The 14,611-nt window shown below is 67.7% G+C and carries 14 protein-coding genes and 1 rRNA gene; 5 read left to right on the plus strand and 10 right to left on the minus strand.

Annotation, left to right across the window (positions count from 1 at the left end):
* The 3 genes from F8M74_RS35930 to def all read right to left on the minus strand — a co-directional run.
* A 16S ribosomal RNA gene (locus F8M74_RS35930) occupies positions 1-86 on the minus strand; the annotation flags it as partial.
* Between the two features lie 899 nt (positions 87-985).
* Complete coding sequence (locus F8M74_RS35935) at positions 986-1,687, minus strand: sterol desaturase family protein (protein WP_141258524.1); 702 nt, start codon at positions 1,685-1,687, stop codon at positions 986-988.
* 13 nt (positions 1,688-1,700) lie between these two features.
* On the minus strand, positions 1,701-2,207 hold the full coding sequence (def, locus tag F8M74_RS35940) for a peptide deformylase (RefSeq protein WP_141258523.1): 507 nt from the start codon (positions 2,205-2,207) through the stop codon (positions 1,701-1,703).
* Between the two features lie 201 nt (positions 2,208-2,408).
* On the opposite strand from def, the gene F8M74_RS35945 reads away from it, so the two are divergent.
* Positions 2,409-2,891, plus strand: coding sequence for a nuclear transport factor 2 family protein (locus tag F8M74_RS35945; protein WP_141258522.1), 483 nt, complete (start codon positions 2,409-2,411; stop codon positions 2,889-2,891).
* 9 nt (positions 2,892-2,900) lie between these two features.
* Entirely contained in the window at positions 2,901-3,560 is a 660-nt protein-coding gene (locus F8M74_RS35950; protein WP_216620208.1) for a hypothetical protein, read from the plus strand.
* A 16-nt stretch (positions 3,561-3,576) separates the two neighbouring features.
* On the opposite strand, the gene F8M74_RS35955 is transcribed toward F8M74_RS35950, so the two are convergent.
* From F8M74_RS35955 to F8M74_RS35985, 7 genes are all read right to left on the minus strand, one after another.
* Positions 3,577-5,028, minus strand: a complete 1,452-nt coding sequence (locus F8M74_RS35955; protein WP_171410313.1) for a hypothetical protein — start codon at positions 5,026-5,028, stop codon at positions 3,577-3,579.
* Positions 5,029-5,108: 80 nt separating this feature from the next.
* The gene (locus F8M74_RS35960) at positions 5,109-5,717 is read right to left on the minus strand and encodes a hypothetical protein (protein WP_141258520.1); all 609 of its coding nucleotides are present in this window, start codon (positions 5,715-5,717) and stop codon (positions 5,109-5,111) included.
* A 75-nt stretch (positions 5,718-5,792) separates the two neighbouring features.
* Positions 5,793-6,389: a DUF2378 family protein gene (locus tag F8M74_RS35965; RefSeq protein ID WP_011557265.1), complete on the minus strand. Its 597-nt coding sequence runs from the start codon at positions 6,387-6,389 to the stop codon at positions 5,793-5,795.
* The gene (locus tag F8M74_RS35970; protein WP_141258519.1) at positions 6,389-7,501 is read right to left on the minus strand and encodes a 3-oxoacyl-ACP synthase III family protein; all 1,113 of its coding nucleotides are present in this window, start codon (positions 7,499-7,501) and stop codon (positions 6,389-6,391) included. Before F8M74_RS35970 ends, F8M74_RS35965 begins: the two co-directional genes overlap by 1 nt.
* A gap of 475 nt (positions 7,502-7,976) precedes the next feature.
* Positions 7,977-8,528: a hypothetical protein gene (locus tag F8M74_RS35975; RefSeq protein ID WP_141258518.1), complete on the minus strand. Its 552-nt coding sequence runs from the start codon at positions 8,526-8,528 to the stop codon at positions 7,977-7,979.
* A gap of 163 nt (positions 8,529-8,691) precedes the next feature.
* Positions 8,692-9,501 (minus strand): cell wall protein, encoded by an 810-nt coding sequence (locus F8M74_RS35980; protein WP_141258517.1) that lies wholly within the window; start codon positions 9,499-9,501, stop codon positions 8,692-8,694.
* Positions 9,502-9,627: 126 nt separating this feature from the next.
* Positions 9,628-9,795 (minus strand): hypothetical protein, encoded by a 168-nt coding sequence (locus tag F8M74_RS35985; RefSeq protein WP_163884722.1) that lies wholly within the window; start codon positions 9,793-9,795, stop codon positions 9,628-9,630.
* Between the two features lie 185 nt (positions 9,796-9,980).
* On the opposite strand from F8M74_RS35985, the gene F8M74_RS35990 reads away from it, so the two are divergent.
* The 3 genes from F8M74_RS35990 (at position 9,981) to tkt (ending at position 14,285) form a co-directional block, all read left to right on the plus strand.
* Positions 9,981-10,829 (plus strand): MoxR family ATPase, encoded by an 849-nt coding sequence (locus tag F8M74_RS35990; RefSeq protein ID WP_141258516.1) that lies wholly within the window; start codon positions 9,981-9,983, stop codon positions 10,827-10,829.
* A gap of 12 nt (positions 10,830-10,841) precedes the next feature.
* On the plus strand, positions 10,842-12,050 hold the full coding sequence (locus tag F8M74_RS35995) for a VWA domain-containing protein (RefSeq protein WP_141258515.1): 1,209 nt from the start codon (positions 10,842-10,844) through the stop codon (positions 12,048-12,050).
* A 171-nt stretch (positions 12,051-12,221) separates the two neighbouring features.
* Positions 12,222-14,285 (plus strand): transketolase, encoded by a 2,064-nt coding sequence (gene tkt / locus F8M74_RS36000; RefSeq protein ID WP_163884724.1) that lies wholly within the window; start codon positions 12,222-12,224, stop codon positions 14,283-14,285.
* Positions 14,286-14,611: the final 326 nt, after the last annotated feature.

Genomic DNA, 14,611 nt, shown 5'->3' on the forward strand with positions numbered 1-14,611 from the left:
AAGGGTTGCCCCTATTCGCGCTCGACTTGCATGTGTTAGGCACGCCGCCAGCGTTCGTTCTGAGCCAGGATCAAACTCTCCAATTGAATTTTTGAAGATTTGAACCGGCGTCAGTCTCAGGCCCGGCTAAGGAACCTGAAACTCGCTGATTCGTTACAGTGCTGCCGGCTGCGCTTCGCAGCGCGACCTGGCCGGCACCGTCTTAAGAAATTGACTGCGGTTTCCGCAATCTAGCTTCTTCTTGGGCTTGCTATTTGGTTTTCAAAGAGCGAGTCGCTTGTCTTGCTGGCGACTTTTTGCTACCGTCTTCTTCGTTACTGCCTCGCCGTCTTTTCGTCCGGCGGGGCGTCAGCTTCTATTTCAGTTCGGCGTCTTCTGTCAAGCTGCTGTTTTCGCCGTCCTGCTGGCTTCCGGAGTCTTCAGCGCCGCCCAGTGGCTTCCGCTGCTTTCCTCCAGAGGGGCGCGGCTTCTACCGCTTCGCCGCCCTCCCTGTCAACCGCTGCTTCGTTGACTCCCTCGACTCGTCCGCCCTTTCTTCCGGGCTTCTTCGTCGGGGCGCGGCTTCTACCACCACCGCGTCTCCTGTCAACTCGCTGCGTTGACCGCCGTATTCCGTATTGTCGTACTGACTCGCTCGAAGTGCCTTCCGCGCCAGTGCGCGGGCTTCTTTGCGAGGGGCGCGGCTTCTATCACCGCCGCGTTCAGGGTCAACAAACTTCGTCGACCCATTCTTCCCGTTCGTCTCCTGGGTGACGGGCACCAAGGCGGCGAGCAGGGGTCCACTTACTAACGCGCCGCTTCTTGCGCGTCAATGGATCTTGAGCGGCGCCGCGTCCCAGCGCCCGCCCCAGCGGGTTCAACGCACCTTCATTGGTGACAACCCAGGTCCTGGGGAAGAGCATTCCACCTGAAAAATCCGGGGTTTACCGCTCGGGGAGCAACCTGCACTCCAGCCCAACGCGCCCGATCCTGGCGTTCATGGCTTCTAGCGACGGTCCTTGTCGGGCCGCCATGACGTCCCGAAGAGCCAGTCCGCGAACGGGAACGAGATGTTGAAGTTGTGGCGCTGCATCTTCGATGGGTCGTGATGGGCTTCGTGGTGGCGGCGCAGATGCCGCATCAGCGCGAACCGGGCCACCGGGTGCTCGGGCGGCAAGTGGTGGCAGAAGTGCAGCCACTCGTAGGTCAGGTAGTACCCGACCGCTGATGCGACGAAGAGCCATCCCACGTTCGGCGAGATGAGGACGAAGCACAGCGCCCCCAGTGGCGCGGCGATGGCGCCCAGGAAGAACAGCAGCAATACAGGAGGAAAGAGCACCATCTTCACGTCCCGAGCGGACTCGTAGGCCAGGGCCTCGTGCGTGAAGAAGCGGTGGTGCTGCTCGGTGTGACGCTGGAAGAGCAGGCCCAGTCCCCGCCGGCGGTGGTGCATGGGCCCTCGGTGCCCCAGGAACTCCACCACGTTGCCCAGCAGGAAGACCGCGGGCAGCGTCAGCCACTCCAGGGGCCGCCGCCCTCCCTCCAAGTGAGACACGGCGAAGCCGATGACCGCCAGCGAGCCCAGGCTCGTGAAGGCGAAGTGCGCGCGCCCGGAGTAGCGAGGGCTCACGTGCTTGCGCCGGTAGTCCTCGCGGAATCGCGCCACGCGCTCGGGGATGGAGCGCGTGGCCCTGGCGGCTTCGGCCATCCTGTCATCCTGACTAGCCCTTCTGGCGGGCCTTCACTTTCTGGAGCTTCTTCATCCGGTCCAGGATGAGCGTGCGCTTGAGGCTGGACAGGTGGTCCACGAAGACGTGCCCGTCGAGATGGTCGATTTCATGCTGCAGGATGTGCGCGAGCCGGCCTTCCGCCTCGAGTTCGTGCCATTCGGCCGACTTGTCCTGGTAACGCACCTTCACCTTGTGGAAGCGCGGGCACTTCTCCCACTCTCGCGGGACGGACAGGCAGCCCTCTTCCATCGTCACCGACTCCTTCTTCTCCAGAATCTGCGGATTGACGATTTCGAAGAAGGTGCCGTCCTCCCGTCCCACCAGCGCCACGCGCAGGGATTCGCCGACCTGGTTGGCGGCGATGCCGATGCCTTCGGCTTCCTTCATGGACTCGGCCATCTGCTCCAAGAGCTTCTCGAGCGGAGGGCCGAAGTCAGTCACGGGCTTGGTGGACGAGGTGAGGACCTTATGGGGCCAGATGACGATGTCGCGAGCCATGGGCCGCAATCTGCCATGCACGCCTCCTCAGCGCCGCCCGATTCCGCATGGCAACGGTCCACCGGTTCACACGACGGCCCTACCCCGCCGGGCCCCCATGCGGTGTGTTCGCTTGAGCGGAACCACCCCAGTTTCACCCTCCGAACGATGCCATCCGGGCAGTTGACACGTCTTCACTGACAGGTCTGCTACACCTGTCCCATGCACCCGCACGCCCAACTCATCACTGACTTCTACTCAGCGTTCCAACGCCGGGACGCCCAGGCCATGGCCGCCTGCTACCATCCTGAGGTGGAGTTCTCCGACGCCGCCTTCGTCGGACTCCGTCGCCGGGAGCCCGGTGCCATGTGGCTCATGCTCTGCGAGCGCGGCAAGGACCTGGAGGTCACCTTCCGCGACGTGCAGGCCGATGACCACCGGGGAAGCGCCCACTGGGATGCGAACTACACGTTCAGCGGCACCGGCAGGAAGGTGCTCAACCGCATCGATGCCGAGTTCGAGTTCCGCGACGGGAAGATTGTCCGGCACCGCGACCACTTCGACTTCTGGACCTGGTCCCGTCAGGCGCTGGGCCCCACCGGGCTGGTGCTCGGGTGGACGCCCCTGTTGAAGAAGAAGGTCCAGTCGAAGGCCCGGAAGTCCCTGGACATCTTCATGCGCGAGCGTGGCATTCCCCAGGAGTGAGGAGGACGTATGGCACCGCCCGCTCGTGAGAGCCCGCCAGTGGAGGCCCTGGACCTCTGGCTCCTGGAGGCCGCCATGGAGCTGCCCACGCCCCTGCACATGCTCGTGGAGCCGAACCCGCACATCGCGCTCAACATGGCGGACGATCCGCGGCTGTCCCGGGAGGAGTTGTGTGAGCGGCTGTCGCTGCTCGCTGAGCGCGGACTCATTCGCGTCCACGCGCTTCCGGACGGGCTGCAGGAGCTGTTCTCCCCCGAGGAGATTTCAAGCGCCATTGATGCCCGGCAGTCCCGCACACCCTTTGGCTACTCGCTCACGGATGTCGGCGGCGCCGTCTGGGAGCACCACGCCAGGCCCGATTGGAGCCGGTTCGTCAACGCGGGGCAGGAGCCCTCCGCCGACGAGGCCCAGGACGCCTGGGTCATCGAGGCCGCGAGCCTTGAAGCCGCGGACGCAGAGTTCCACTTCCATGAGTCACTCGGCGATGTGCATCAGCCGGTGGGCGAGTCGAAACACGGCGAGGTGCTGACGCCCTGGCAGGTGACGTACTGGAAGACGCTGCCTCACGGATACCGGCTCCGGTACGTCACCGTGCCGCGCCCCGCCGCCCCGGCTCGGAGTAGGAGCGTGCCTTCCCGACCGCCTTGGTACACGCGCGTCTGGCTGTGACGCCGCGCCCGCGCGCTCACGGCTCCGATTCGGACGTCTCGAGGTGCTGGTACGTCAGCGGGCCCTCCCCCTGGCGGGCCAGTCTGGCCGTGCAGCGAACGCTGCCCCGCCAGTCCAGGAGCTGGAGGCCCAATGTGCCGTCCTCGTGCAGCAGCAGCGAGCCATAACCGTTGTTGCCCAGTTCGGGTCTCACGTCCGTCCACTCGGGGAAGCGCGCGTGCGACTCCAGGAAGCGCACGGGTGCTGGAGACTTCAGGCCCGGCGTCACCGCTCGCACCGGGAGACCCGCGTGCCCCAGGCTTCCTCCCAGGAACGGAAGCGCGGCGCTCCGGTCGAACAGTGCGCCGTAGGGCGTGGCGCCCCAGAACCATAGGTCTACCTGTGCGCGCTCGACCGCCAGTTCCCGGAGGTCTTCCAGCAAACCGGCGTGCCTTGCTTCTCCGTATCGGTAGGGCGCATCGTGGCTCAGGAGGATGTTCGTTGCTCCTCGCTGGCGGCCCTCCTTCAGCACGGACTCCAGCCAACCCAGAAGCGCGGGCTCCTGGTGCCGCCCTGGCTCGAAGTACGCGGTGTCCAGACCGATGAGTTGGAAGCGCTCCGAGGCCAGGCAGAAGTAGCTTCCCTCCTGGACTTGCTTCGCTCGTGAGGCGCCTCGCCGCTCGTCCAGGTAGCGGTAGAAGGGGGTGCCTCCGGAACGCATCTCCGGGCCCGCGTTCAGCGTCATCAGCGTTGTGACTGGCAGCAGCGGTTCGAGCGGCTCGGCCACGTGCGCGTCGAATTCGCCCCGACGGCCCGCGTAGTACACGCCCCCGAGGTGCACCGCGTACTCCAGCCGCTCGCCTCGCATGATGAGCTGACGGGCCACATAGCGCGCGGGGTACTCACCCGTGCCGAAGCCTCCGAACAACGCCACCTCCACCGGCCGTCCGGGCGCGGGCTCGCGGAGTTCGTAGCGGAAACGGGTGGCGTGATGCGCATCGTCGTGCCGACGGAACTCCGCCCGGTGCCAGCCGCCGTGAAGCCAGGCGCGACCGCTGAACAGGAGCCATCCGCGCAGGTCCGCCACTGGCTCAAAGCGGGTTCGCGAGGCGTCGATAGGGATTTCATTCGTCATCAGCGGGAAGGTGAAGTCCGGCGGCAGTGACACCGAGGCCCGTGCCTGGAATGCCGGTTGCCGCAGGGCTTGGAGCGCGGCTTCGGGCTCACGCAAGGACTGCTCCAGTTCCTGGAGCACGTGCACCAGGGCTCCCTCTGAAACGGGCGCGCCCAAGTCCTGGCGGATAAGGCTCAGGACCTCTTCCGGCTCACGCAGGAAGCGCTCGCGCAGCGCGCCCAGGTCGTCTGGACCGAGCGGCGGCAACTCCGATACGTCGGCGCTCGCGACTCCGGACGTCGTCTGAGCCGTTACCGCGGCTGAAGGCGCCCGGTACCCGAGTGCCGTGTAGAACTCCATCCGCTTGCGGTCCATGGGCGCATCATCGCCCGTTGGCCCGACGCGGGGAATGCCATGCTCGACACGTTCGTCGGACCTGGGACGACGTGGGGCGACTACTCCCTCGCTTTCGCCGCGGCCTCGGCCTCATGCGCTTCCGTCACCTTGCTCGCGTCACGCTGGCGGCCATCCCGGTAGGTGTAGAGCGTGTAATACGAACCCGTGGCGTAGCCCGGCAGCTTTCGGGGATTGAAGACGCTGGTGCTCGACACCGAGCCACCCACGAAGCCCTTGGGCACGTCCACCAGTCGCATCGCGCAGCCAGCCAGGACCAGCCCCGCCGCAGGCACGTCGTTGCTCACCAGCGTGCACGTGCCCCGCGCCGTGAAGCGCCCCTCCGGCAGGTTGTAGCGCATGAAGACATCCAGCTGCTGCCCGGCGGGAAAGGCGCTGTCCGTCACCTGGACGCACGCCGTCGCCGAGCCCACGCGCCGGCCTCCCCCGTCCACCACCTTGCCGTCCTTGGGATTGTGCTCTGGCACATACACACTCCCGCCCAGCTTCACGTTCACCTCGAAGGGCGCCGCCGCGCACACCGCCGGGTCCGCGGGGCTCGCCGGGTCCTCCTGTGTGCGGAACTGCATCACCACCTCATTGGCCCCCGCCTGCGCCGACAGCAACAGGACACCCAACATCCCCACCGCACCGCCGAGCTTTCGCGACATGGCGTATCTCCCTCCGGACCGTGAGAGGCTTTTCAGCCCACCGCTTGCACCCCTTCGACGCGCCCCGCGCCAGGGCTACTGCCACGACAGCGTGTATTCGGTGTCGAGCGGCCCCGTCTGCCGGCCGTGCACCTGGACCTGCTTGCCTCCCACCGCCTCGATGACGGCCTGGAGCGTGCCCTCGTGGTAGGCGGGCGGCATGAAGTCCCGCTTCATCGTGAAGATGCCGCTGGTGTCGCCCGTCCACTTCACCGCGCGCTCGCCGTAGCTGACCGCCGCGCGGTAACCCGAGTGCAGGTTGCCCACGAGCCGCTTCGGACTGTCCGACGCCAGCAGCAACAGCGTCTTGCCCGCCGCCGAAGACAGGAAGTCCGTCGTGGCCACCACGCCCATGCGCCGCAGCGCTCCGTCGAAGCCGCCGTGCTCCGGGCCCATCACCTGCGCCGCCGTGAAGGACATCCGCAGGAAGGCGGCCACCGGGTAGTTGAAGAAGTCGATGAAGCGCGTCTCGCCACTGGCCGCCAGACATCGCTCGACCGCCGCGTCCCCTCCCATCGTGCGAACGGCGGACACCACGCCGTTGAAGAAGAGCCCGCGGGCCGTGTCGTCTTTCGTCGCCAGCGCCAATCGCGCGTCCAACTCCTTGGCGATATTCGGATCCATCTTGTTCATTACAACCTCACGAGTTGCGCGCCGTAATGGACGTTCGCGCCTACCGCTGCCACCACCACCAGGTCACCACTTCCCAGACGCACGCGTCCTGCTTCCAGGTCCTCGGCCAGAAGGATGAGCATCCCCGCCGCCGACGTGTTGCCGTAGCGGTCCACGTTGCACGCCACCGCCTCATGCGGCAATCCCGCCCGCTCCACGAAGGCGTCCATCACTCGCTTGTTCGGCTGGTGGAAGTAGTACCGCTCCACCTTCGAACGGAGCTCCGGACGCGGCCCGAGGACGGCGTCGAGGCACTTCTGCATGTACTCCGGATAGCTGCGCGCCACGCGGAAGCCATCCACCACGAAGGCCATGTCCGCCGGGCGCATCCGCCCCGGCTGATACGGCAGCTTCAACAAGCCGCCACCCTTGCGGATGACCAAGTCTCCGTACGCATTGCCGGAGAAGGACGCCAGGATACCCTCCGCCCCCGACTCCCCTGGCTTCGACTGGAGCACCACCGCGCCCGCGCCGTCGCCGAAGACATACATGGAGAGGTAGCCCTGCAGCGTCTTCGAGCGGCCAGGCCCGGCCGGCAGTTCGTCCGTGTAGACCTCACGGTTCACCAGCGGAGACGTGAAGGCAGAGGCCACCACCGCCACCGTGCGGAAGCGCCCTCCGTCCATCATCTTCTTCACCATGTCCAACACGTACGGCGTGCCACCGCAGCCGTCGTCCACCACGAGCCCGAACGCGTCCTCGCGCAGCTCCAGCCGCCGGTGCAGCTCCATGGCGTCGTGGTTGAAGTGCGGCGCGTCCGGCGTACACGTCACCACGAAGAGCGCGTCCAACTCCTTGGGGTCCACACCCGCCTGGGCGAGCGCCTTCTGGAGCGCCACCTCGCACATGTCCGTGTTGTTGGCCGGGTAGATGTGCCCGTCATTCTCGGGCGGCGGAATCGCCCGGCCCGTGGCCTCGTCGATGTCCCAGAGGAAGCGGCGCTCGCGGATGCCGACCTTCTCCTCGATGCGCTCCGCCGGCCACCCAGGGATGGCCCTGGCGATCCGCTCGTTGCTCACCACGCGTGAAGGAACGAAGGCACCGGCTCCGACGACACAGACATTGGGTGTCATTCAATGGCCCCGTTTTTTCACAGTCTCGCCATATGGGAGGGATTCCCTGGCGACGGGGGGTTGAGCAGGATTCAGGCCATATACGAAGTCATTGAAACAACTGCCGCTGGCGACCGGGATAGATTCATCCGTGAATCATCCTCTAGCCGACGGTGCGAGGAAACCACTGGGATTACTGGAGATTTCCAGTGCTTCACAAATGAAGTGGCAACCGTTGCGAATGAAGCACTCCGTCATGAGAATTTCCTCTCAGTGACTGAGCATGTCACCCCAGGTGTCGCTGACGACTTCACTGCACTGTGAAAATGGCCGCTGCGCGCATGAGTGATTGAAGACCCATGCGACGAATCTGGGCGCCGAGCCTCTCACTGCGAGTCTCTGGCTTGAAGAGCAGATGAGACGGCTGTGCTGAAATCAACACATCGGGAAGGCCGCCCACCCACTGGAGGGCGGTCACTCACCGACCTGGCGCGGCTCAGAACGGGATGTTGTCGTCGTCGTTCGGTGGAGGGATGTCGTCGCCGCCGTAGCTTCCGCCTCCGAAGCCGCCACCGCCCCGGCCGCCACCGTAGCCGCCCTGGTTGCCATAGCCACCCTGGTTGCCATAGTCGTCGTTGCCACCACCCGCGTCGCCGCCCCGCTGCCGCGCGATTTCCGCCTCGATGGCGGCGAGCAGCTGACGCTCCTTGTCGTGCCAGCGCGACTTGCTCGCATCATTCAGCGTGCGGCGCGCGCCGTTGGCGTAGAACTCCAGGTCGCCCATGCTGGCGCCGACAATGGGTCCGCCCTTGCTGCGGCCGTAGTTGGGGAAGACCATTCCATCACCACCACCGCCGCCACCGCTGCTCGCGGGCGCTGAACGCCGCGCCGCCGGGGCCGCCGCGTCCGGCGTGCCACCGATGGACATCTCTCCCAGCGTCAGCGTGAAGCCCTCGCCGCTCTTGAACGCCGTGCCCACACGCACCTGCTCCACCCGCCCGTCGGGACGACGCACCGCCACGGTGACCGGATAACCTTGCTCGCTCATGCCGGGCCGAATCCCATCCCCGCCCCGCCACTGTCAACGGAGACTCGAAGGGAGATGTCCGGGAACCGGTCGCTCGTCCGGCCTGCTCACCGCGCTCCCTGGATTCCACTTGAGCCGCTCGGGCCCGAAGGCCCGAGGGAATCCGCGGAGCGCGGCACTCGAATCAGAACAGCGAGCCCTGGGAGGAAGACCGGCCCTTCTTGCGCTTGCCGGCTCCGGCCTTCACCTTGGTGGTCTTGACCTGGCGCCCACCCTTGGCCGCGGCCTTCTTCGCAGCCGGCGCCTTCTTGGCCACCGACTTCTTCGCGACGGCCGGGGCCTTCTTCGCCCGTGCGGCCTTCTTCGCGCCCGCGGCCTTCCGACCCGCTGACTTCTTCGCGGCGGCCGGCGCCTTCTCCTCGGCGGGCGGCGGCGCCGCCACCACGGGGGCCGGGGCCTTCGCCGGGGCCTTCTTCCTGGCGCCCCCCTCACGCAGCGCCTTGCTGGCGGCGCGGCCACGCGGCAGCGTCACGTCCGCCACCGATTGCGGAAGCGCGTCGTCCTTCCACGCCGACGGCCGGCGGTTGGTCCGCATCAGCAACCGCAGCTTCTGGTAGTGCGCCGAGCAGTACCCCTTGGAACGGCTGGGGCGCTCGCAACCGATGACGGCGCACGCCCGGGTGCCCTCCTCCGCGCGCGCCTGACTGACGACCGGCTTCGCGGCCACGGGCCGGCCCACGGCTGCGCGGCCCTTTGGCGCCGCGACCACCTGCTTGCGGCCTCCGCGCGTGGACGCGGGCAGCTCCGTGGGCGTCCGCACTCCCGCCATGGCGCCGAGACGACTGGTCAGCGGCGCCAACCGGTGCGTCACCTCGCGCAGCAACTCCAGGGCCTCCAGGCCTTCCTCCATGCGCCGGACCGCCTGCTGCAACGGCACCAACTGCGCATCGAGTTCGCGCCGGAAGACTTCGCCAAGAGCATTCGCAATGGACATTGCTCGGGAGAATACACCGGGCCCCGGGAAACCGGTGTGAAAACCTGTGCTTGGCTCGCACCAATCGTTGACCGGCGGGCGAAGCCATACATCCCGTGAGGTCGGCCCCTCCCGCCAGAGCAGCGTCTACCCCCGGACGCTGACGGTGGCTGGCGGCTCGGCCCGAGGGAGGACGCGCTCCGGGCGCTCCCGCTGGAGTTCGGGCGGCCGGCTGACGGCGGCCGTCCCGCAGGTGCGCGCCGCCAGGGAGAAAGCTCCCACGAGCAACAGTGCTGGAACAAACAGGTGACCCATGGCGCCTCCTCGAAGCAAGTGACGGACGTGAATGCCGGCCAACCCCGCGGGTCTCCTCCCCGAGAGCCCGCCCGGCTGCCTCTGCCCGAGACATACGAACGAGCTTGCCGTTCGGGTCTGACGTTTCCGGAGCCCCGGGTACGTGAGCCCCCCAGACAACGCGGCGGGTGTTAAAGGGATGGAGCATGAGCCAGGCGCCCACTCCCGTCCGCTTCAAAGGCACCGACACCTACCTGACCCACGAGAGCCTCCAGGCCGCGGTCAACTGCGCGCTCACCCTCCAGCGCCCCCTGCTGGTGAAGGGCGAGCCCGGCACCGGCAAGACGCTGCTGGCGGAGGCCATCGCCGAGGCCCTGGGGCACCGGCTCATCACCTGGCACGTGAAGAGCACCACCCGCGCGCAGGACGGCCTCTACGTCTACGACACCGTGCAACGCCTGTATGACTCGCGCTTCAACGACGGGGACGTGCGAGACATCCGCAAGTACATCCGCCAGGGGCCGCTGGGCGAGGCCTTCTCCTCCCCCGAGCGCGTGGTGCTGCTCATCGACGAGGTGGACAAGGCGGACCTGGAGTTCCCCAACGACCTGCTCCACGAGCTGGACCGGATGCGCTTCCGCGTCACCGAGACGGGTGACGAGGTGGTGGCGAAACACCGCCCCGTGGTGGTGATTACATCCAATAACGAGAAGGAGCTGCCCGACGCCTTCCTGCGCCGGTGCGTGTTCCACTTCATCGACTTCCCGGACGCGGAGCTGATGCGCCGTATCGTCGGCGTGCACCACCCGGGCCTGGACAGCGCGCTGTCCGAGCAGGCGCTGAAGGTCTTCTACGAGCTGCGCAGCTTCACCCGCCTGCGCAAGAAGCCCTCCACCAGCGAGCTCATCGACTGGATTGCCGTGCTCAAGGCCCAGGGCGTCAATGACATCAAGCTGGACGAGCAGCTCCCCTTCCTGGGCGCGCTGCTGAAGAAGGAGCAGGACCTGGTCTCCGTGGCGGAGGCCTTCGGGCGCGGGCGCCGTCCCCGGGCCTAACGAGGCGCTGCCATGTTCCTGCCCTTCTTCTACGAGCTGCGCCGGCGCGGACTGAAGGTCGGCGCCCAGGAGGCGCTGGCGCTGGCTGGCGCGCTGCGAGCGGGCCTGCACGACAGCCACCTGGACGGCTTCTACCATGTGGCCCGGGCGCTGCTCGTGCACTCGGAGACGCAGCTGGATGCGTTCGACCAAGCCTTCCTCGCGCACTTCCAGGGCGTGGAGTCGGCGAGCCTGGAGCTGACGCAGGAGCTGCTCAACTGGCTGGAGGAGGCCCGCGAGCGGCCCGACCTGATCCCCGAGGAGGTCGCCCTGCTGGAGCAGCTGGACCCGGAGGAGATTCGCCGGCTGTTCGAGGAGCGCCTGCGCGAGCAGAAGGAGCGCCACGACGGCGGCAACCGCTGGGTGGGCACCGGCGGTACGTCTCCCTTCGGCAACAACGGCTTCGGCCGCGAGGGCATCCGCGTGGGCGGCGGCGCGGGCAACCGCCAGGGCCGCGCGCTGATGCAGGCCGGCGCCCGGAAGTACGCCGGCTACCGCGACGACGTGGTGCTGGACACCCGGCAGATGGCGGTGGCGCTGCGCAAGCTGCGCGCCTTCGCCCGGGACGGCGCGCCGGACGAGCTGGACGTGGACGAGTCCATCGCCGCCACCGCGCGCAACGCCGGCGAGCTGGAGGTGGTGACGCGGCCGCCGCGCCGGCCCAACACGCGCGTGGTGCTGGCCATGGACGTGGGCGGCTCCATGGACCCGTACGCGGCGCTGGTGAGCCGGCTGTTCAGCGTGGCCAGCCAGGCGACGCACTTCAAGGAACTGCGCACCTACTACTTCCACAACTGCGTCTACGGGAAGCTCTACGCCACGCCGCAGCTCACTGGCGGAATCACGGTGCCGGAGCTGGTGGCCCAGGTGGGACGGCACCACAAGCTGGTGATGGTGGGGGATGCCTCCATGGCGCCCTACGAGCTGTCCATCCGCACCGACGCGCAGGGGCACTACAAGACGGACGGGCTGGAAGGGCTGACGTGGCTGATGCAGTTGGCGCAGCACTTCGAGCGCAACGTGTGGCTCAACCCGGAGCCCATGGGCACGTGGCGCACGGGGACCATCTCCGTGATTGCCCGCATCTTCCCCATGTTCGCCCTGACGGTGGAGGGCCTGGGTGAAGCCGTCACGCACCTGACACGGGGCCGCACCGTGAGGGGCGCGGCGGCGCGGCGCTGAGGCGTGTCCCCTGGGCGCGCGGGATTCATTCCCGTGCCCCCCAGGGCAGGAATTCCGGGTGTGCCCGTGGACTGGCGGACGGCCGGGCAAGCCCCAGCGCATTTGGTGCAGCACCTGGAGCGTCACTTGCGGCATGGTGCGCGCGCACGCGAGCGGGACCGCGAGGACACCATGACAACCGACAAGCAGGACGTGCTGGCCATCAACACCATCCGCACCCTCGCCATGGATGCGGTACAGCAGGCCCACTCGGGCCACCCGGGGGCTCCCATGTCCCTGGCCCCCGTGGCGTACCAGCTCTGGCAGCAGGAGCTCCGGTATGACCCGTCCCACCCCATCTGGCCGGACCGGGACAGGTTCATCCTGTCCAACGGCCATGCCTCCATGCTGCTGTACGCGCTGCTCCACCTGGCCGGGGTGAAGCGCGTCACGCGGGAGTACACCGTCGAGGACGCGCCCACCGTGTCGCTCGAGGACATCAAGAAGTTCCGGCAGCTCGACTCGTCCACCCCGGGCCACCCCGAGTACCGGTGGACCAGCGGCGTGGAGACGACCACCGGCCCCCTGGGCCAGGGCGTGTCCAACAGCGTGGGCATGGCCATGGCCAGCCGCTGGCTCGCGAGCTACTACAACCGCCCCGGCTTCGAGATGTTCGGCTACGACGTCTACGCCATCTGCGGCGACGGCGACCTGATGGAAGGCGTGGCGTCCGAGGCGGCGTCCATCGCCGGCCACCTCCAGTTGCCCAACCTGTGCTGGATCTACGACAGCAACCACATCTCCATCGACGGCAGCACCGACCTGGCCTTCACCGAGGACGTGGGCCGGCGCTTCGAGGCCTACGGCTGGCGCGTGCTGCACGTGCCGGACGCCAACGATTTGAACGCCATGGGTGAGGCGCTGCGCACCTTCAAGACGGCGCGCGGCAAGCCCACGCTCATCATCGTCACCACCCAGATTGCCTACGGCGCGCCCAAGCTCCAGGGCTCCTCCAAGGCCCACGGTGAGCCGCTGGGCGACGAGGAAATCAAGGGCACCAAGCGCTTCTACGGCTGGCCCGAGGACGAGAAGTTCCTGGTGCCCGACGGCGTGCGCGAGCGCTTCCAGGAGCGCATGGGCGCTCGGGGCAAGCAGCTGCGCACGGAGTGGGAGCAGAAGTTCGCCGAGTACCGCAAGCAGTTCCCCGAGCTGGCCGACCAGTTGGAGCGCATGCAGCGCCGCGACGCGCCCCAGGGCTGGGACGCGGAGCTGCCGACGTTCCCCGCCGACGCCAAGGGACTGGCCACGCGCGACTCCAGCGGCAAGGTGCTCAACGCCATCGCCAAGCACTACCCGTGGCTGGTGGGCGGCTCGGCGGACCTCAACCCGTCCACGAAGACGTACATCACCGGCGGGGAGGCGATGAAGCCGGGCGCGTACGCGGGGCGCAACATCCACTTCGGCGTGCGCGAGCACGCGATGGGCTCCATCGTCAACGGCCTGTGCCTGAGCAAGCTGCGCGGCTACGGCGCCACGTTCCTCATCTTCAGTGACTACGAGCGCCCCGCCATCCGCCTGTCCGCGCTGATGGAGCTGCCCGCCATCCACATCTTCACCCACGACTCCATTGGCGTGGGCGAGGACGGCCCCACGCACCAGCCGGTGGAGCAGCTGGCGTCGCTGCGCGCGATTCCCGGCATCATCGTGCTGCGCCCCGGTGACGCCAACGAGGTGGTCGAGTCGTGGCGGGTGATTGCCCAGCAGCACAAGCACCCGGTGGTGCTGGTGCTCACGCGCCAGCCTGTGCCCACGCTGGACCGCAGCAAGTTCGGCGCGGCGTCTGGCGTGGCTCGCGGCGGCTACGTGCTGTCCGAGGCGGAGGGCGGCAAGCCGGAGGTCATCCTCATCGGCACCGGCAGCGAGGTGTCGCTGTGCCTGGACGCCCAGGAGAAGCTCAAGGCGGACGGCATCCCGGCGCGCGTGGTCAGCCTGCCGTCGTGGGAGCTATTCGAGGCGCAGTCCCAGGAGTACCGGGACAACGTGCTGCCTCCGTCCGTGCGCGCCCGCGTCGCGGTGGAGAAGGGCGCCACCTTCGGCTGGGAGCGCTTCGTGGGGCATGACGGCAACATCGTCGCCATGCGCAGCTTCGGCGCCTCCGCGCCCATCAAGGCGCTGCAGCAGAAGTTCGGCTTCACCGCCGACCACGTGGCCCAGCAGGCGAAGGACTCGCTGAAGAAGACGAAGACGCGGCCGTAGCCCGCAAAAAGAGAGGGCCTCGGACCGTCCCCCAACGGTCCGAGGCCCTCGGGCCTTTTCGGCATCCAGGTGCTCGTCCTGGCGGACTCATGGCGCGGAAGGGTGCGACCCCCGTCGCATCCCAGCCCCCCGGCTGGGGTTCCCCCCACGCCATGAGCCCATCAGGTCACTTCAACGTCGTTCCCGGCTGCCTCGTGGGCGTGAGCGTCGCGTCCCCCCGGTCGCGCCCCGGTTCCCCCGAACCGGCTTCCGCTCGCACCTTCAAGTCCTCCAGGTCCGACTGACTCGTTCGCTCGGGAGGTTCACCCCCCAGCGCCTGGCCCCCC

It is taken from the genome of Myxococcus sp. CA023 (assembly GCF_010998615.1).
In the GTDB taxonomy this organism is placed as follows: Bacteria; Myxococcota; Myxococcia; order Myxococcales; family Myxococcaceae; genus Myxococcus.

Excerpts from the sequence above, each read along its gene's own strand:
- F8M74_RS35935 (WP_141258524.1), bottom strand. The coding sequence starts at position 1,687 with ATGGCCGAAGCCGCCAGGGCCACGCGCTCCATCCCCGAGCGCGTGGCG.
- def (WP_141258523.1), bottom strand. The coding sequence starts at position 2,207 with ATGGCTCGCGACATCGTCATCTGGCCCCATAAGGTCCTCACCTCGTCC.
- F8M74_RS35945 (WP_141258522.1), top strand. The coding sequence starts at position 2,409 with ATGCACCCGCACGCCCAACTCATCACTGACTTCTACTCAGCGTTCCAA.
- F8M74_RS35950 (WP_216620208.1), top strand. The coding sequence starts at position 2,901 with ATGGCACCGCCCGCTCGTGAGAGCCCGCCAGTGGAGGCCCTGGACCTC.
- F8M74_RS35955 (WP_171410313.1), bottom strand. The coding sequence starts at position 5,028 with ATGGACCGCAAGCGGATGGAGTTCTACACGGCACTCGGGTACCGGGCG.
- F8M74_RS35960 (WP_141258520.1), bottom strand. The coding sequence starts at position 5,717 with ATGTCGCGAAAGCTCGGCGGTGCGGTGGGGATGTTGGGTGTCCTGTTG.
- F8M74_RS35965 (WP_011557265.1), bottom strand. The coding sequence starts at position 6,389 with ATGAACAAGATGGATCCGAATATCGCCAAGGAGTTGGACGCGCGATTG.
- F8M74_RS35970 (WP_141258519.1), bottom strand. The coding sequence starts at position 7,501 with ATGACACCCAATGTCTGTGTCGTCGGAGCCGGTGCCTTCGTTCCTTCA.
- F8M74_RS35975 (WP_141258518.1), bottom strand. The coding sequence starts at position 8,528 with ATGAGCGAGCAAGGTTATCCGGTCACCGTGGCGGTGCGTCGTCCCGAC.
- F8M74_RS35980 (WP_141258517.1), bottom strand. The coding sequence starts at position 9,501 with ATGTCCATTGCGAATGCTCTTGGCGAAGTCTTCCGGCGCGAACTCGAT.
- F8M74_RS35985 (WP_163884722.1), bottom strand. The coding sequence starts at position 9,795 with ATGGGTCACCTGTTTGTTCCAGCACTGTTGCTCGTGGGAGCTTTCTCC.
- F8M74_RS35990 (WP_141258516.1), top strand. The coding sequence starts at position 9,981 with ATGAGCCAGGCGCCCACTCCCGTCCGCTTCAAAGGCACCGACACCTAC.
- F8M74_RS35995 (WP_141258515.1), top strand. The coding sequence starts at position 10,842 with ATGTTCCTGCCCTTCTTCTACGAGCTGCGCCGGCGCGGACTGAAGGTC.
- tkt (WP_163884724.1), top strand. The coding sequence starts at position 12,222 with ATGACAACCGACAAGCAGGACGTGCTGGCCATCAACACCATCCGCACC.